Source organism: Desulfovibrio sp. 7SRBS1, from assembly GCF_049723905.1.
In the GTDB taxonomy this organism is placed as follows: Bacteria; Desulfobacterota; Desulfovibrionia; order Desulfovibrionales; family Desulfovibrionaceae.
In genome coordinates, this window is the sequence record NZ_JBJKFD010000001.1 from 3,223,958 (window position 1) to 3,241,602 (window position 17,645).

General features: G+C 55.6%; 15 protein-coding genes. 9 read left to right on the top strand and 6 right to left on the bottom strand.

Going from position 1 to position 17,645, the window contains the following annotated elements; all coding sequences use genetic code 11:
• Positions 1–113: 113 nt before the first annotated feature.
• Genes ACI0FJ_RS14455 through ACI0FJ_RS14465 form a run of 3 tightly spaced genes read left to right on the top strand, consistent with a single transcriptional unit; the run spans position 114 to position 3,174 of the window.
• Positions 114–1,802: a glycosyltransferase family 2 protein gene (locus tag ACI0FJ_RS14455; RefSeq protein WP_424304602.1), complete on the top strand. Its 1,689-nt coding sequence runs from the start codon at positions 114–116 to the stop codon at positions 1,800–1,802.
• A 31-nt stretch (positions 1,803–1,833) separates the two neighbouring features.
• Complete coding sequence (locus tag ACI0FJ_RS14460) at positions 1,834–2,202, top strand: gamma-glutamylcyclotransferase family protein (protein WP_424304603.1); 369 nt, start codon at positions 1,834–1,836, stop codon at positions 2,200–2,202.
• Between the two features lie 30 nt (positions 2,203–2,232).
• Positions 2,233–3,174 carry a deoxyribonuclease IV gene (locus tag ACI0FJ_RS14465; RefSeq protein ID WP_424304604.1) on the top strand — a complete coding sequence of 314 codons (942 nt, stop codon included), beginning with the start codon at positions 2,233–2,235 and terminating at the stop codon, positions 3,172–3,174.
• Positions 3,175–3,309: 135 nt separating this feature from the next.
• On the opposite strand, the gene ACI0FJ_RS14470 is transcribed toward ACI0FJ_RS14465, so the two are convergent.
• Entirely contained in the window at positions 3,310–4,038 is a 729-nt protein-coding gene (locus tag ACI0FJ_RS14470) for a hypothetical protein (protein WP_424304605.1), read from the bottom strand.
• A gap of 166 nt (positions 4,039–4,204) precedes the next feature.
• On the opposite strand from ACI0FJ_RS14470, the gene lgt reads away from it, so the two are divergent.
• On the top strand, positions 4,205–4,996 hold the full coding sequence (lgt, locus tag ACI0FJ_RS14475) for a prolipoprotein diacylglyceryl transferase (RefSeq protein ID WP_424304606.1): 792 nt from the start codon (positions 4,205–4,207) through the stop codon (positions 4,994–4,996).
• A 541-nt stretch (positions 4,997–5,537) separates the two neighbouring features.
• On the opposite strand, the gene ACI0FJ_RS14480 is transcribed toward lgt, so the two are convergent.
• The 3 genes from ACI0FJ_RS14480 to glnH form a co-directional block, all read right to left on the bottom strand.
• A complete protein-coding gene (locus ACI0FJ_RS14480) occupies positions 5,538–6,260 on the bottom strand; it encodes an amino acid ABC transporter ATP-binding protein (RefSeq protein WP_424304607.1) in 723 nt (240 codons plus the stop codon).
• A 27-nt stretch (positions 6,261–6,287) separates the two neighbouring features.
• Positions 6,288–6,959, bottom strand: a complete 672-nt coding sequence (locus ACI0FJ_RS14485) for an amino acid ABC transporter permease (protein ID WP_424304608.1) — start codon at positions 6,957–6,959, stop codon at positions 6,288–6,290.
• A 308-nt stretch (positions 6,960–7,267) separates the two neighbouring features.
• A complete protein-coding gene (gene glnH, locus ACI0FJ_RS14490; RefSeq protein WP_424304609.1) occupies positions 7,268–8,017 on the bottom strand; it encodes a glutamine ABC transporter substrate-binding protein GlnH in 750 nt (249 codons plus the stop codon).
• Between the two features lie 381 nt (positions 8,018–8,398).
• Between glnH and ACI0FJ_RS14495 the strand changes: the two genes are divergently transcribed.
• Both ACI0FJ_RS14495 and ACI0FJ_RS14500 read left to right on the top strand, forming a co-directional pair.
• A complete protein-coding gene (locus ACI0FJ_RS14495; protein WP_424304610.1) occupies positions 8,399–8,803 on the top strand; it encodes a cereblon family protein in 405 nt (134 codons plus the stop codon).
• A gap of 429 nt (positions 8,804–9,232) precedes the next feature.
• The gene (locus tag ACI0FJ_RS14500) at positions 9,233–10,960 is read left to right on the top strand and encodes a bacteriohemerythrin (RefSeq protein WP_424304611.1); all 1,728 of its coding nucleotides are present in this window, start codon (positions 9,233–9,235) and stop codon (positions 10,958–10,960) included.
• 386 nt (positions 10,961–11,346) lie between these two features.
• Here the strand turns inward: ACI0FJ_RS14500 and ACI0FJ_RS14505 are convergent, their stop codons facing one another.
• Positions 11,347–12,285, bottom strand: a complete 939-nt coding sequence (locus ACI0FJ_RS14505; protein WP_424304612.1) for a LysR family transcriptional regulator — start codon at positions 12,283–12,285, stop codon at positions 11,347–11,349.
• Positions 12,286–12,458: 173 nt separating this feature from the next.
• Here ACI0FJ_RS14505 and ACI0FJ_RS14510 point away from each other — a divergent pair, with 173 nt between their 5' ends.
• The 3 genes from ACI0FJ_RS14510 to ACI0FJ_RS14520 all read left to right on the top strand — a co-directional run bounded on the left by ACI0FJ_RS14510 (position 12,459) and on the right by ACI0FJ_RS14520 (position 14,898).
• On the top strand, positions 12,459–13,628 hold the full coding sequence (locus ACI0FJ_RS14510; protein ID WP_424304613.1) for an ATP-grasp domain-containing protein: 1,170 nt from the start codon (positions 12,459–12,461) through the stop codon (positions 13,626–13,628).
• Positions 13,629–13,744: 116 nt separating this feature from the next.
• Positions 13,745–14,020, top strand: coding sequence for a transposase (locus tag ACI0FJ_RS14515; RefSeq protein ID WP_424306476.1), 276 nt, complete (start codon positions 13,745–13,747; stop codon positions 14,018–14,020).
• 11 nt (positions 14,021–14,031) lie between these two features.
• Positions 14,032–14,898 carry an IS3 family transposase gene (locus ACI0FJ_RS14520; RefSeq protein WP_424306474.1) on the top strand — a complete coding sequence of 289 codons (867 nt, stop codon included), beginning with the start codon at positions 14,032–14,034 and terminating at the stop codon, positions 14,896–14,898.
• A 511-nt stretch (positions 14,899–15,409) separates the two neighbouring features.
• On the opposite strand, the gene ACI0FJ_RS14525 is transcribed toward ACI0FJ_RS14520, so the two are convergent.
• Entirely contained in the window at positions 15,410–17,164 is a 1,755-nt protein-coding gene (locus tag ACI0FJ_RS14525) for a bifunctional aspartate transaminase/aspartate 4-decarboxylase (protein ID WP_424304614.1), read from the bottom strand.
• Positions 17,165–17,645 lie beyond the last annotated feature (481 nt).

Here is a 17,645-nt window from a genome sequence, read left to right on the forward strand (position 1 = left end):
GGTGCTCTCCGCTTCCATGTTTTGTGGTTGACGTCCTGTTCCCTGTAGGCATTTGCGGCGCGACTGTAAATGCCCTTGTTGCCACGCCGATAGCCAACACGTACAATGAGAGCATGAACGCCGTATCAACGCTTCTGCCAACACCTTTCATGGTGCTTGAAAAATTGCGTCAGATCCACCCCTTGCTCTGCCTGGGCGTGGAACAGCGGGGCGCGTTGTTGAGTCTGCACAAGGCTGCTCCCGCTCTGCCCGACATGCCCTGGCTGGCAGCCTCCGTTATAGGCTGGGCTTTTCAGCGTATCCCCCTGTATCTGGAAAATGCGCAAAAGGCGGCTGCGGCGGAAAATTTCCCCGAAGTGCCCCAAACATCCCCAATTGGGTCGGCCAATTTTTTTTCCGGAAAGGAGCTGGCCCGTTTTGCGGCCAGGGTGAGTGGCTATCTGCCCGATCAAACCGACCCGCAGCTGCAGGATATACTCGACCTGTACGATATCCGGCTGCTGACCCGTTTTCTGCTGCCCAAACTGGGAGACAAAAAGCAGGGCTTCCCCCTGCTGGCCTCTGCCTGGGACAGGCTCATCAAATGCACTTCGCGCGATCTTCCCCTCACCATGCTGGAAGCCACGGCGTTTCCGTCCGAACTGCTGCCCCTGAAAAAACGGCTGAAGGCCGAGTGGGCCGTGCACCATCTGGCAGGTGACGACCCGGAGCAGGCCTTGGACATGCTGAACGATTGCGACGACGCCTTGTGGGGGCAATGGAAGCTGTCCATGCGGGCCATGCTGCTGGTGCAGGCCGGGGAAACGGACGAAGCCGGGGACATTTACACGGGCCTTTGCCGGGCCATGCCCTGGCACGTCAACAGCTGCCTCATGGCCCATGCCCTGCGTTATCCGCTTGGCGACTTCGGGGCTGGTGATGCCCTTTCCCGTTCGGATGGGGTGAACATCCTGCTCTATTCCTGGAACAAGAGCGAACTGCTGGCCCGCACCCTGGACAGCCTGTACGCCTCGGAAAGAGGCAATGCCCGCATTGTGGTGCTGGACAACGGCTCCACCGACGCCATGGCCGACGTGCTCAATGCGGCAGAGGACCGCTTTGGTTCCGACCGTTTTTCCCAGGTGCGCCTGCCCGTGAACATTGGTGCGCCGGGTGCGCGCAACTGGCTGCTGAGTTTGCCCGAAGTGTGGCAGAGGCCCCTGGCCGCCTTTCTGGACGACGACGTGATTCTGCCTTCCGGGTGGCTGGGCCATTTGCTGGCCGCGTCTGGCAGATTGGAAAATTTTGGTGCAATCGGCTGCCGCATTGTTTCGGCAGAGCGTCCCTACGGCTTGCAGTCCGCAGATTACAACAACTATCCTCTGGACAACAGCGAGGGAGGGAGCAGGCTGGGAATCTTCAACAACTGCTTCGGCCAGCTGGACATGGGCATGTACGGCTACGACAGGCCGTGCCTTTCCGTCTCGGGCTGCTGCCATCTCTTGAACATGTGCTCCATCGAAAAGGCGGGGCTGTTCGACATCCGCTACAATCCCACCCAGTTCGACGATCTGGACCACGATCTACGCTCCTGCCTGGCCGGGTTCCCCAGTTACTATGCCGGTTCCCTCCGGGTGTGCCATGTGCAGCATTCCAGCATGGAAAAGGCCGACACCATGGCGGCAATGGGCCAGGTGAGTGGCAACCAGATGAAGCTGCAGGCCCGTTTTGACGATATGGAGCTGACCCGGTTGTTTGGATTGAGCCAGACCATTCTTTGGGACGATTTGCTGCGCAAGGCTGCCGATTTGTCCGCCGAGTAGGCGGAACTTCACAGGAATACACGGAGAATATGTGAGTCAGTTTGTTTTTGCCTATGGCACGTTGCGCCAGGGCTTCATGTATCATGCCTATCTCAGCGGGACCCATTTTTTGGGCGGAGCCCGTACCGAGAACGCCTATGCCCTGTACCGGGGGGAATATCCCCTGGTGGTGCGCGACGAATGCGTAAGCCCTATCATGGGCGAGGTCTACGAGGTGAGCGACGGCCTGCTGACCATGCTGGACGCCCTGGAGGAACACCCCAGGGTCTACTGCCGCGAGCAGGTTCCGGTGCGTCTGGACAGCGGACGGCTGGTCAGGGCCTGGGTCTATTTTTATGTCCTCAAGGTGCAGGAAACCGACCGTCTGATACCGGGCGGCGACCTGCATGGCGAAGGCTGAGCTTTCGGAAAACATCACAAAGGATCATATATGCCCCTTCTTGGAGCCCACATGCCCACGGCGGGCGGGTTGGAAAAGGCGTTCGACCGGCTGCGCAGCGTGGACGGCAACGCCATGCAGATCTTCACGCGCAACCAGCGCCAATGGAAAACTCCCGACATTTCAGCCGACGAAGCTACAGCCTTTGCCTCGGCCTGGAACGGCTGGGAAGGCAGGGAAGGTAGGGAAATCGGGAGCGACGGATTGCGTCCCTATGTGGCCTCGCATGCATCGTATCTGATAAACCTTGCCACGCCCGACCCGGAGCTGGGGGAAAAGTCGGTGAACGCCCTGGCTGCCGAACTTGTCCGCTGCCGTGTGTTGGGAATCGGCCATGTGGTTCTGCACCCCGGCGCGCATGTGAAAAGCGGCGTGGAAGCTGGCATTGCCGCAATTGCCCAACGGCTGGACCTGGCATTTGACCGGGCTTTTTTCCGGTTTGAGGAATTGGCCGAGGGGCTGGAACCTGCGGCGGGAAGGGACATTTTGCCCGTGCGCGTTCTGTTGGAAAACACGGCAGGCCAGGGCACCACTTTGGGCGCGCGGTTCGAGGAAATTGCCGGAATTATGGCTGCCGCGGCCGAGCCGGACCGGCTGGGCATGTGTTACGACACCTGCCACGGTCATGCCGCAGGCCACGACCTGACAACGCCGGAATCCTACGCCGGAGTGATGGACAGACTGGACGCGCTCATCGGTTTGGACAGGGTTTTTCTGTTCCATCTCAACGACTCGAAAAATCCTTTGGGATCGCGCAAGGACCGGCACGAACACATCGGCCAGGGCGTGCTGGGGCTGGAACCGTTCCGCCATTTGCTCAACGACCCGCGCCTGGCCGACCGCCCCATGGTGCTGGAAACGCCCAAGGACAAGGACTTGGCCGATGACGTGCGCAATCTGAACACCCTGCGGTCTCTGCTGGAATCTTCCTAGGCAGTCCGGTCCGGACCACGATCTGGCCAAAGTCCGTAACCGGACTTCCGTCTTTTTCGGAAAATACAGACAACAAAGCCCCCCAAGCACAGTTTGCGAGGGGGGCTTTGATTTGTCTGGCGTTGCCGAAGGGTGTTAGTTGAGGAGCGATCCAAGTCCCTTTTTCAGCTCGTCGGCAACGCCTTTCACGGCTTTGCCTGGATCATTGATTATGCTTTGCACGTCAATTGATCCCGCCGCCTTGGCAGTCGTCTTGGTTATCGTATCCAGAACGATTTTGGCAACCTCGGCAAAAGTGGCGCCGCCACTGCTTTTTCCTATGTTGGTCAGCCGTATTTCCGGCAGGGTTACCTGGGCTCCGCCCAATCCCTGCAAGGCCATGGTCGCCTGGGCGTCCCTGATGATCAACTCGCCGATGACCACCTTTTTGCCTGCGCTTTTGCCGCCGTCGGCCTTTTCCGCCTTGGCTTCGCTTTTTTCCGCGCCAAGGGCGTGGTCGGCAATTGTCTGGAGGTTCGTACCCCTGGGACCGGCCTCGTACAGAACATGCGGCGAAGTGATGACGATACGCGGAATTTCAATGGTATCGCTCAGCACGGTGACCGCATTGATCTCCACATGCATTTCCCCCACTTCCAGGGCATTGGATTTGCTGAACCCCGGAGGGTTGGCAATGGTCAGCCCTTCTATGGAACCCTGGCTGGAGAGCACGGAAATGCGCACTCCTTCCAGCCCCACGGCCGTTCCGGTGATTTCGGGGCCGTAGGTGACGACCGCTTTCTTGACCAGCGTGTTGAACTGGGCGTAGACGAAAATGACCGCGGCTATGATTAGAATGCAGATGGCAAAAATTGTTTTCCTCATCGCCAAACTCCCGTAAGACTGTGCCCGTAACGAACATGTTTCCATGTCCGCAAGGCGGATTTCATCAATTGTCAGCCAGAGTTCCGGCAGTTGCCCCTGTATTTTGCACACGACGGCAAACCATGGCCGGTGTTGCTTTGTCTCGCTGACAAGCCAAGGATTCCATATGCTTAGATATCCCCATTTCGACCCTATCGCGCTGGACCTCGGACTGGTCCAGATCCGTTGGTACGGGCTCATGTATCTGGCGGGGTTTGCTGCCGCATGGATACTCGGCCGCTACCGCGCGCGCAAGCCCTATTCGCCCATTATGCCACAACAGGTGGACGACCTCATCTGGTATCTCGTGTTGGGCCTGATGATAGGCGCAAGAGTAGGATACATCTTATTTTATGATTTTCCCAGTGTATACCAGGATCCGCTCATCGTCTTTAAAGTCTGGCGTGGCGGCATGTCCTTTCACGGCGGGCTTATCGGCGTCATTGTCTCCGTGCTGCTCTTTGCCAAGAACAAAAATATCAACTGTTTCGACATCGGCGACTTCATCTGTCCGCTGGCTCCCATCGGGCTTATGTGCGGCCGGTTCGGCAACTTCATAAACGGCGAGCTGTGGGGACGCCCCACCGACCTGCCCTGGGGCATGATTTTCCCGGACATCGAAGCCGGGCTGGTGCCGCGCCATCCTTCGCAGCTCTACGAGGCAGCCCTGGAGGGCGTGACCCTGTTTTGCATCCTCTGGTTTTATTCGGCCAAGCCCCGGCCGCGCATGGCTGTTTCCGGCATGTTTTTGTTTTTCTACGGGCTGTTCCGCTTTAGTGTGGAGTTCACCCGTCAGCCGGATTCGCAGCTTGGTTTTATTGCCTTTGATTGGCTGACTATGGGGCAGCTGCTTTCCGTGCCCATGATATTGGCGGGGGGTGGTTTGTTGTTTAGGGCGTACACACGTCGTAGTCGGTAAGGCTGCTGAAAAAGACGTGATAGCGGCGTTGCTGCGCATTTCCGCATCGCGGGCCGTATTAGCCTATACTGTCCTCGCTCGCGGAAATGCTGGCGCCTTGCTCTCCCACCTTTTTGAGCAGCCTTGCGGGTGGGTGGTAGAGAAGAAATAAGCCGACCAATGACTTTTTTGGGGTGAGGGCCAAACCTTAAGGTCCAGCCTTATGGATTGGGCAGAGGGAAAAAGAGGGAATCGGCAAGTCACGAATCCTTTGGCCTAGCCTGCGCGGTTGGGCGGTAGCGAAGCAATTGCGCAGATAAATTTTAGAGTCTGTCTTTTTGTAAAAGTGGTATAGTTTCAGTGCGTTAAAAAGTTAAAAAGCCGATGCGGAGTATGTCTCCGTGTCGGCCTTTTTTTGGGGCAGTGGAGCTTTGTGCAAAAAAAAGAATCCGGCTCCGAACGGGCAGAAGTATCTGCGCATCCAGGGCCGGACTCTTTTTATGCGCCGCGGGATTGGGCAAACGCCCGGACGGAGGGGCGGCGCGGACAAACGTTTTTGGTTTTAGACCACTTTGCCCAGAAAGTCTCGCAGGCGCGGGTGCTTGGGATTGGCAAAGAATTCGTGGGGCGTGTTTTCTTCCTGAATGACGCCCTTGTCGATGAAGATGACCCGGTCGGCCACTTCCTTGGCAAAGGCCATCTCGTGCGTCACCACAACCATGGTCATGCCTTCCAGGGCGAGTTTTTTCATTACTTCCAGCACTTCGCCCACCAGTTCCGGGTCCAGGGCCGAGGTCGGTTCGTCGAACAGGATGACCTTGGGGTGCAGGGCCAAAGAGCGGGCAATGGCCACGCGCTGTTTCTGGCCGCCTGAAAGCTGCCCAGGGTAGTTGGAGGCCTTGGACTTCAGCCCCACCTTGTCCAGCAGGCGCCGGCCCAGTTCTTCGGCGTCCTTGCGGGCCGTGCCGCGCACCTTGATGGGGCCGAGGGTGACGTTGTCCAGCACGCTCATGTGCGGGAACAGGTTGAACTGCTGGAACACCATGCCCGCTTCGGTGCGCACATAGTTGATGTCTGTCTTGGGGTCCATGATGCTGTAGCCGTCCACGATGATGTCCCCGGAGGTCGGCTTTTCCAGACGGTTGATGCAGCGCAGGACCGTGGACTTGCCCGACCCGGACGGGCCGATGATGCAGACCACTTCGCCTGCCTTCACGTGCAGATCTATGCCTTTGATGACTTCCAGATCGCCGAAGCTTTTATGCAGATTTTTTATTTGGATCATATCTATGCTCTCTTGGTTCCCTGGCAATTAGCGCTTCAGTTTCTGGTTCATCCGCTTTTCCACCACGCGCAGCGTCCGCGCAATGGAAAGGGTCATGACCAGATAGACTATGGCCACGGCAAAGTAGACCTCGAAGGCCCGGAAGTTGACTGCCACGATTTCCTGACCGGTGCGCAGCAGTTCGCCCACGCCGATGACCATGAGCAGGGAGGTGTCCTTGAGGCTGATGATGAACTGGTTGCCCAGGGGCGGGATCATGCGTTTGAGGGCCTGGGGCCAGATGATGAAACGCATGGTCTGAAAATGGGTAAGCCCGATGGATCGGCCCGCCTCCATTTGGCCCGTGTTGATGGACTGGATGGCTCCGCGCACGATTTCCGCAATATAGGCGCCCGAGTTGATGGCAATGATGATGATACCGGCTGTGAGCGGGGGGATGCGGATGCCCAGGGCCATGGGAATGCCGTAGTACAGGAACATGGCCTGCACCAGCATTGGGGTGCCGCGGATACACTCGATGTATATGATGGAAATCTTGTGGGAGAACCAGTTACGGGAAAGTTTCATGAATCCGGCGACCACTCCCAGCGCGAAGCCCAGAGAGAGCCCGCCCAAAGTGATCAGAATGGTGAGTTTGACCCCACGCATGAGCATGGGAATGGTGTCCCAAACGACACTCGGTTCAAATTGAAATGCCATATACCCCTCTTATCTGGAAGCGTTGAAGATCTTGTGCCGCATCTGAGTGATTCTTTTTGAAGAACAACAATACTTGCGACAAGTTACGCAGTAGGCATGGTCCGCTGTGTGTAACCCTGCCTACGCAGTTGCTTAAGCAAGCCCGAGATTTTTCCCGGTTCGCGGATATCGCACTGGCTGTACAGAAAGCCCGCCGACGGTTCGGTCGGTGCGTTTTTTGAGCAGCCGGGGCAAAGCGGTTCTTGTAAGAACTTGGGCAGCCCGGAGGCTGCCCAAAGAGTGCTCAGGAATACGGAAAACAAGGCCCCTTATTTGGGCTCGGTGCCGAACCACTTCACGTACAGTTCGCGGTAGGTGCCGTTGTCACGCAGCGTCTTCAGAGCGGCGTTGACCTTGGCTACAACCGGGCTGCCCTTGGGGAAGCCGATGCCGTAGGACTGGCCCATGTACAGGGGGCCAACGACCTTTACCTGGCCCTTGCCAGCGGTGCGCATGAAGTCGGCAATCACGGGGGAGTCGAACATGACGGCGTCGGCGCCGCCAGCCAACAGTTCCATGAACATGGCGTCGTTGTTGGGGAACAGCTTTACGTCCTTGGCCTTGGCGTTCTTTTTGACAAAGTCTTCGGAGGTGGTGCCCAGCTTGGTGGAAACAACCTTGCCGTTCAGGTCTTCAATGCTCTTGATGTCGTTGTTGTCGCTCTTTACCAGGATGAGCAGACCGGCGTTGTAGTAGGGATCGGAAAAATCAACAACTTTGGCGCGCTCGGGCTTGATGGTGATGCCGGCGATGCCCACATCGAGCTGTCCGGACTGCAGGCCGGGGATGATGCCGTTGAAGTCCATGGGCTGCAGTTCGTAGGTGACGCCGATTTGCTTGGCAAGGGCGTCCCACAGTTCCACGTCGAAGCCGGTGTGTGTGCCGGTGGCCGGGTCTTTGAATTCAAAAGGCGGAAAGTTGGTGTCTGTGGCGACAGTCAGCTCTTTGGCCATGGCCGAACCTGCCAGAAGGCAGAGGGCAAGACATACGGACGTGAACAACAAGGTGATCCGTTTCATGAATCCTCCCAAATGGATAAAATTGTTAACTCGATGTGATCTAGGCGCGATATATGGCACACGCGCACTTGAAAAGAAGAATGGACCCCAAATCCTTACCCAAAAACGAGATATATTTGCATATTTTTTCGATATAATCAAGATAAGTACGGCTTATCCTCGGCCGTCAGCAGCTGGAACCACTTGTTTTTGTATAAGAAAAAAAGCTTGTGAGAAAAAACGTAATTTACCTGGTCCGGCAACGGAAAACTACGCGTATAAAAGACGGAAAATGTAGTTTCCTGTTTTTATGGTCTGGCTGGCTGTTCAGACAAGGGCGGCGGCTGTGGGAAATCAGGTTCCCCTTCTTTCTTTCCCCCGCTGTTTCAAGTATGCAAAGGTATGATTACCAATGGGTTATCCCTGCTGCACCCCGAAGCCCCCGGGCATTTGCGGCCGCCTGAAATCCAGACCGAAGAGCAGGACGATCGGATCACCACGCCCTGGATACTTTGCCGCGATTGTCGCCGGGCCATTACCTTGATGTCGTGGAGCGTGGAAAGGCAGGGCAGCCATGTCCATACCTTTTTCAATCCCAGCGGGCGGATGTTCGAAGTCATCTGTTTTTCCAAAGCCCCCGGCTGTATTGCCACCGGCCCGCAAAGCGACGAGTTCACCTGGTTCAACGGCTGTTCCTGGCAGGTTGGGGTGTGCAGCGGCTGTTTGAGCCATCTTGGCTGGCGGTTTTCCTGCGAAGCCTCTTCCTTTTGGGCCCTTATCCGGAGCCGGCTGGCCCTGCCCGGCTGATATGGCGGCAGCACAATCGATTTTCTCGACAAAAAAATCATATCAATTTAGTATGAATAGAGGGAAGGAGTTATCTTTCGCAGTCACTTTCCGTGGGAAGCGGAAAGGACATTGCTTCATATTTCAGCTTTTTGCAGCCATGTAATTTCCCGTTGTTGTGATTTCTCCTCCTCTTCTTTCCCTATTTGCTCAAAATCTTTTCCAGAAAATCCTTTATTCATGGGAGTTTTGGAAGTTGTTAGGAAAAACTTGCATTTAGTTGGAAGTTTGCTAAACCCGACGTGACGGAGTTATTAGTCATAATAATTTCATTTTTTACAATTTAACGACATTGCTATTTTTCTACGCCGGTATGCTATGCACCAGCGTCGAATACAATATTATCCAGCCACGATATCTTTTCGTCCCGCTGGAATCCCGGAGGACACTGTGGGAATCGGAACAAGGCTTGTTGCATCGGTTGTTTTCATGTTCGCTGTTATTGCCGTCATGTTCGGCTCGGCATTGATCAGTGCCGAGGGCACATTCAACCAGTTTGTCACCATCCAGGCCATGTGCTTTGGCGTGGCCATACTCGCCCTGGCCTTCATCATCTTTAATCTGCGCGCCCGGCTTATCGTGCCGCTGCAAAGCCTGCGCGACTACTCTTCCCGCATTGGAAAGGGCGACCTCAGCGCCGTGGCCTCGGGAAACTATACTGCCGAACTCGGCGAGCTCCACCGCTCCATGGGGGCTATGGTCACCAACCTGACCAAAACCGCCCAGGACGCCACGGAAGCCCATCGTGAAGCCCAGGCAAAGGCCGACGAGGTGCGTCAGGCCCTGGAAAAAGCCACAGAGAACGAAACCCGCGTGGCCGCGCTGATGGAAAACATGCGTACCGCCGCCTCCAAGGCACAGGGTGTTTCCCAGCATATTTTTACGGCAGTGGAAGAACTCAGCTCCCGCGTTGAAGACGTCAACCAGGGCGTGGAAGTGCAGCGCGACCGCATGACCGAAACCGCCACTGCCATGGAAGAAATGACCAGCACGGTCATGGAGGTTGCCCGCAACGCTTCCCAGGCTGCACAGAGCGCCGACAACTCGCGTGAAAACGCGGTGACCGGAGCGGAAGGCGTGCACCAGGCTGTTTCGGCCATCAACAACATCAGCCAGCGTTTCGACACGCTCAAGGAAACCATGGCCGGGTTGGGGCAGCAGGCGGACAACATCGGCAAGGTTATGACCGTCATCAACGACATTGCCGACCAGACCAACCTGCTGGCGCTCAACGCCGCCATCGAAGCTGCCCGTGCAGGCGACGCCGGACGCGGTTTTGCCGTGGTTGCCGACGAAGTCCGCAAACTGGCGGAAAAGACCATGGCCGCCACCAAAGAAGTCGGTGCGGCCGTGCATGAAATTCAGGCCAAGGCCCAGGAAAATATCGAGGCCGTGGAAATCGCTGCCGGAGATATTCTTGTCAGCACGGAGGCTGCCAACAAGTCCGGCGTGTTCATGGAAGAAATCGTGGGCTTTGTGGAAGATACCGCAGGGCAGGTTGCTTCCATTGCCACGGCCAGCGAAGAACAGTCGGCCGTCAGCGAGCAGATCAACCGGGCGGTTCTGGAAGTGACGAATGTTGCCCAGAACACGGCCAAGGGCATGCATATGTCCTCCGAGGCCTTGGTTGAAATTTCCGGCCTGGCCGAAGAACTGGACACCATAATCCAAAGCATGGCCCAGGGGCGCCTGGAAGAGGTCGTATCCAGCGATAAGCTCATTACCTGGACCGACAGCCTTTCCGTCAACATCAGGTCCATAGATGCCCAGCACAAGCGTTTGGTGGACCTCATCAACGAACTGCATGCCGCCATGCGCCAGCGCAAGTCCGACCGTGTCCTTCTGGACGTTGTGGAACGCCTCAAAGACTACACCGTGACCCACTTTCAGGCCGAGGAAAGGTATTTCGACAAGTACGGCTACCCCGCCACCGAGGCGCACAAGAAGCAGCACACCATTTTTGTGCAGCAGGTCGCTGACTTCGAGGCCGAACTCAAGGCCGGAACTGCCAAGGTCACCATGGATATCATGCGCTTTCTCAAGGACTGGCTTGTGAACCATATTCAGGGCACGGACCAGAAGTATAGCAAGTTTTTGAATGGCAAGGGCTTGTATTAGGGGATGAAGGGCTGCTGAAAAAGGCGTGATAGCTTCGTTGCTGTGCATTTCCGCATCGCGGGCCGTATTGGCATATACTGTCCTCGCTCGCGGAAATGCTGGCGCCTTGCTCTCCCACCTTTTTGAGCAGCCCGCGAAGTTGGGCAGGTAAAGAAGATAACCGCTCGCAATTAGCAGGTTAGCTGGTTGACCTTTTCAATATAAACCGGAGTTGTCGCAATGACAGCTCCGGTTTTTTTTCTATTACAACCGAAATTTTCAAGGCCGCGCAAGTTTTGACTCCGGCAAGGCACAATAGGGTTTCGCAAGCGTGGATAGTATTCTTTAATACATCCCGCGCAGCGAAAATTTGTTGTAACGCCGCCGGTGGCAAAAATCGCACGGCCTTACTCCAAAGAAAGGTGGGGTATCTGAGCCAACTCGCCGAGCACATGTTTTTGAAAATATCGCTCGGCCAGCGTGGCCGTTTTGTTGCGGAATTGAACGCAAGCCACAATGCTTTCGAGCCGTTTGTGGTGTCCGGCAATGGGAATAAGGCTTTTGTCGGCCATTTGTTTGTTCACCAGATGGCTTCCCACGATGCCCAGCCCCAATCCTGCCTCGGCAGCTGAAATAACAGCCCCGATATCGTCTACAACCAAAACCTGATCCAAGGTGTCGGGCTCCTTGTCGAACTGTACCTTGAACCAGCTTTGGAATAGGGCAATGTCGTCCCTGAAGCCCACGTACTCCAGCTTTGTCAGCGTATCGTAATCCTCGTTCCGTACATGGTCTGCATAATATGTTTGGGAGCACGTCAGAACGAATTCTTCCCGGAGAATCGGCTGGATTTCGTAGCCCGCATTGATAACCGGCGCATCGGTACCTATGGGCAGAATGTCTATGTACGCGTAATCGAGGCTGCCTGTGGAGAGGTGCCTCAGCAGGGTGTCGGGCGGCCCCAGTTCGAGCCTGAAAGACACTTTGGGAAATCGACTGCGGAATGAAGCCATGGCCTTGGGAAGGTATGTTTTGCCGAATTCCTTGGGCGAGCCTATCCGCAATTCGCCCGCCGGAACCTCATACGATTCATCAAGCGTACGCACGTCTTTTTCCAAACAGCGTATGAACCCATCCACAGTGGCAAACAGCCGTCTCCCTGCCGTGGTGGGCACCAGCCGACGATTCACACGCGTGAACAACTCGGTGTGGAGTTCCTGTTCCAGCTTTTTGATATGCTGGCTCACGCCCGATTGCGTGATGTGAAGCAACTTGGCCGCTTCCGTGCTGCTTTGCTGCTCAAAAACAGCGTGAAAGACCTTCAGCCTGTTGAAATCCGGCAGCATGCGCACACCTTTTAGGTAAGTAAAATTAACTGAAAAAATAATAACAATTAATTTTACTACTAGAAGCTCTCCCTCCATAATGCAACCCGCATTGTGCCATGCCGTCGCGCTCTTTTGCCACGTCGATTTCGGAGCGCAGCGGCAACACCCCAGACCAGTTCAGGAGCCGGATAATGTTCATTTTGGAAGAGCCATATGTGTCTGATTTTATGAAAAAAACGTTGCTGGAGATGGAGGCGGACGTTCTTGAGAACGATGTTTCCCGCAACGCATTCGAGCCGGGAACCATGCCGCTCCTGCCATCGGAAAAGGCGCAGGCCTTGTACCAGGGCAGTACCGTGCCCAAGGTCTATGCCAACTCGGAGAATGCCATCGATTGGGTCAGCGAACATCTGGCGGGCAGCGAACTGGACAGGGCGAACAGTCTGTTCAAGGACAAGGCCAGATTTCGTGACCTGGTCAGGGACATGTACCCGGAATTTTTCTACCGCGAGGTACAGCTTGCCGATCTGAAGGCCGTGGACGTGGACGAACTGCCCATGCCGTGTATCATCAAGCCGAGCGTGGGATTCTTCAGCCTTGGGGTGCATATGGTTTCTTCCCCGCAGGAATGGCCGCAGGTTGTCGATGCCATAGTCTCGGAAGTCGACCACATCTGCACCATGTACCCCAGCCGGGTCGTGAGCGTGGACACCTTTATCATCGAGGAGTGTATCGAAGGTGAGGAGTTTGCCGTGGATGCCTATTATGACGCTCAGGGCAGGCCGGTGATCATCAACATTTTTTCGCACGCATTCTCTTCCAGCCATGATGTGAGCGACCGCTGCTACGTCACGTCCACGGAAATCATCCGCCAGCATCACGACCAGTTTTTGGCCCTCTTGGCGCAGATTGGGGACCGGGCGCACCTTGCCAACTATCCGGTGCATATGGAGCTGCGCCAGGGCACCGACGGCAACCTGGGCATTATTGAAGTGAATCCCATGCGCTTTGCAGGCTGGTGTGTGACCGACCTGGCCTACTACGCATACGGAATCAATCCCTACCAATGCTATATGCAAGGCATCCGGCCCGATTGGGATGCGATTCTGGCGCAGAACTCCGGCAATACCTATGCCATGGTCATTGGCGACGTTGATTCCTCGGTGGACCGTTCACAGATACGCTCGGTCGATTACGAGCGCTTTGCTGCCCTGTTTCCCAAGGTGCTGCAACTGCGCAAGATCGACTTTCACCAGCATCCGGTTTTTGCCTTTGTTTTTGCCGAGCTGGGTAAGGAAGAGAAAAGCGCGCAAATCGAAAAGTTGTTAAGGGCGGATTTTACGGAGTTTTTAGTGATGTAGGGGGCTGTAAAGAGGAGCGAGGGGGAAACCTCTTGAAAGAGGTGAAGTGCCCTATAGATGACGGACACGAACCGAGAGGTTACTGTTCGCTCCAACAGGAGAGCATAGTGGCACGTATGAGATATTCAAAAGATTTCAAGTTGTCAGCGGCAAAGCTTGTTGTCGAACAAGGGTATTCCTTTTCTGAGGTTGCACAGCAGCTTGGCTGTAGCGGCTGGTCAGTTCGTGATTGGGTTAGAAAGTATCGTGCAAGTGGCGAACTTTCTCCCAGAGAGGAAAGCACGTCAGCTGCCAGCGATTATGCCAAGCTGAGGGACGAGAATGCCCGCCTGCGCATGGAGAATGAAATTCTAAAAAAGGCAGCGGCGTACTTTGCAAAAGAGTCCCTGTAAAGTACGCGTGGATCGCAAAGCAAAGGGGACATTACCCGACGAAGGTTCTTTGCAAAGTTCTGTCCGTCAGCAGAAGCGGCTATTATGCGTGGGCAAGGCGAAAGCCCGGTAGACTGGCGTTGAAGCGGCAGCTGGTCCTTGCCGCAGCACAGAAGTCGTATCACGCCAGTAGGGGAATTTACGGCTATCGCAAGGTGCATATGGACGTCGTGGAGCAGGTTGGGTTTTGGTGTTGCCCGGAGACAGTGCGGCGGGTGCTGGCGGCTGCTGGACTGCAGTCCAAGTTGAAGCGAAAACATCGTTATCCCTGTCAAACTGGACCGAATCCGCCTGTGGCTGAAAACCATCTTTCACGACAGTTTTTAGCCTCGGCACCGAATCAGAAATGGGCGTCGGACATTACGTATATTCCGACACGAGAAGGCTGGCTGTATCTTGCTGTTACTCTGGACATGTTCTCCAGACGCGTGGTGGGTTGGGCAATGTCGGAACGCGTGGACTCACATCTCGCCTGCAAGGCTCTGACAATGGCCGTTAAATCCAGATCCCCCAAAGCGGGATTGCTCCATCACAGCGACCAAGGCTGTCAATACACCAGCGAACTGTATAGAAAAGCCCTGAGTCAAAATGGAATGGTTTGTAGCATGAGCCGCAGGGGAAACTGCTGGGACAATGCCGTTGCAGAAACGTTTTTCAGCAAGCTGAAAAGGGAATGGGTAAATTGGAGCAGGTACCAGACCCGCTCCGAAGCCAAACTGGATATCTTCATGTTCCTGGAAGGATTTTATAACAGGAAACGGCGGCATGCCGGAATCGGTTATAAAAGCCCGGTGGAATATGAAAACATCCACCAGGCTAAAAGTAACGTAGCGGACTAACCTCTCAGAGAATGTCCATTTTTTATATGGCACTTCAAGGTTCTCCCCCTCGCGCTCCCCCTTCCAGAACTTTTTATTAGGGGGGTGCCCCAAAAGGCGTGATAGCTGCGTTGCAGGGGGATGGGCTGCTGAAAAAAACGTGATAGCTTCGTTGCTGCGCATTTTCGCATCGCGGGCCGTATTGGCATATACTGTCCTCGCTCGCGGCAATGCTGGCGCCTTGCTCTCCCGCCTTTTTGAGCAGCCCGCGAAATTGGGCAGTTAAAGAAGATTTTCTTTTAAAGTTAGTAGGTTATGTAATTGCCTTTTTTCAAATAAAAACCGGGGCGTCACCACGACTACCCCGGTTTTTGATTTTTTAACTACCTACCATCTTCCAAGGCCGCGTAAGTTTTGGCTCCGGCAAGGCACAACGGGGTTTCGCAAGCGTGGATAGTATTCTTTAATACATCCCGCGCAGCGAAAATCTGTTGTAACGCCGCCGGTGGCAAAAATCGTGCGGCCTCCCCCTTTATCCCTTGATGTAGGAGTCGAGAGTCGCCGCAATATTTCTGCCCACCTGCATACAATCCTCGGCAGGCAGGTTGGCCAAAGCCACGCGCAACGACCAGTCCGGTCCGGCAAATCCGGCGCCGGGCAGGCAGATGGTCATATGTTCCTCTGCCAGCTTGAAAAGCAGTTCCAATGGCGGACGCTTGTCCAGGGACTTGGCCGCGGCCTTGCCCAGCCGCTGGCGTGCCATGTCCTTGATGTCGATAAGCGCATAATAGCGCGTCAGGCCAGGATTATCCGGCGCCTTCATACCAAGGCCCTGGTACAGCGCGGCCCAGCGTTCGCGCAAAATGTCCATGATCATCTTTTTGTATTCGCTCTTCTCGTCCATCAGCTCGTACACGCTGAACATGAGCATGATGACCTGCTGCGGCGTGGAAAGGCCGCCCGTGTGGGCCAGGGCCACGTCGCGGCTGTCGATTTCCAGCCTGTCCAGGAATGGGATGTCCTGCGGCTGGCCCGAGGTAAGGCGATAGCGAGCATCGAGCAGGGCCTGTGTGCGTTTGGGCAAGCGTTTGATGAGCCGGTCGCACACGTTGTTCTCGAACACGGCAATAACGCCCAGCCGCCAGCCCGTGACGCCGAAGTATTTGGAGAAGGAGTACGCGCCCAGCACGTTTTCCGGGATTTCCTCGGCCAGGGTGTGGAATTCGTCCACAAAGCTGGCGTAGACCGTGTCTGAGATGACGACCAGGTCCTTGTTGTAATTGCGTACGATGTCGGCAATGCCCAGCACGGTTTCCTTGTTCAGCGAAACCGAGGCCGGGTTGGCCGGGTTCACCAGGAACAGCCCCTTGATGGAGGTGTCCTTGAGCTTGTCCATTTCCTTTTTGGGAACCTGCCAGCCGCTTTCCGCCGTGGTCTGGATGTAGACGGGCTTGAGGCCGAAGCGGTTCAGGACCGGCACTTCCAGGTAGGGGGAGAAAATGGGGGTGACAATGGCGATTTTGTCGCCGGGGTTCAGAATGCCGTTGATCTGCAAGGACTTGAACAGATAGACCATGGCGCCGGTTGCGCCTTCCGTGGCAAAGAGGCTGAAAGGCTGCTTGGGCGCGTTGCCGGAAAAGACGATCTTTTCCAGGTAGCGGCTTACGCCCTTTTCCACCACGGGCTGGATGCGCGACGGCTCTGGATAGTGGTCGCCCTGTACGGCGTCCACCAGTTGGTAGGCAGCCTCGTTTGGGTCCATGCCCAGGTTGTCCAGAATGTAGTCCACACTGTTCTTGAGCAACATGCCGCCCGGTTCCTTTACGCGGGCAGCGGCAAAGTTGCGCATGCGGTTTGCCAGGCCGTCCCGGCCCACAATGAGGCCCAGGTCCGGGTCTTTGTGCAGCTTGTTGGCTTCCGTGGCTGCAAACAGGGTAAGCAGCGCGAATGACTGGCGGGTGGTGGTGTTGAGAAAATTGGGGTTGCCGCGTCCGGCATTGAGCACGGAGCAGGGCATGCCTGCCTTTGCTTTGGCTTCGCAGGCGCTTTTGGCCTTGTCGATGAGCAGGTTCTTGACCTCAAAGGGGCTTTCCCTGTCCAGGGTTGCCCAGTCTTCCTGCTGCACGGCCAGAACTTCGTGGGGCGTCATCCCTGCCATGGCTCCGGCTGCTATGGCCGACATTCCCAAAAGCGAGGCGTAGCGCAGAAATGCGCGGCGGTCGATGCCACCCTTGCGGGTTTCTTCGGCCAGCTCTTCCACATGTGAATTCGTTTTGGATCGGAACATGCGTAACCTCCGTTCGCATTGATCTTTTGACACACGATCTGTCATGCAGAACATTCCAATGGAGTTCCCCGATTTTTTTTGCACCACGTCAGTGGGTGGTGCCACTGCGTTGGCGGGCTTCAAGCCCTGAGGTGCCGGAAACACCGGTGGCCTTCTCCTGCAAATAAACCTGCCGTGTCGAGTACCAGTTACTAACATTCAACGGGGGGGATGCCGCTTTTCTGCGCCAAACCGGACAGAATTTCGATTTCGCAGTTCTGGCGTATCAAATTCTGCGGAAAAAAGCAGCTAAACTGATAAGTTGGTAATTATTTGTCTCTGAAGCCCGTTATTTGCCGAACAATCTTTAATAAAAGGGAGTTATGCGCAGAATCTTTCTTCCTCTTCCCCCTCCCCCAAACAAAAAAATCCCCCGCCATCGTCAGATGGCAGGGGACTTTTTTATTGAATCGCAGGTCCAGGAGGGCGTTCCCTCCTGGCG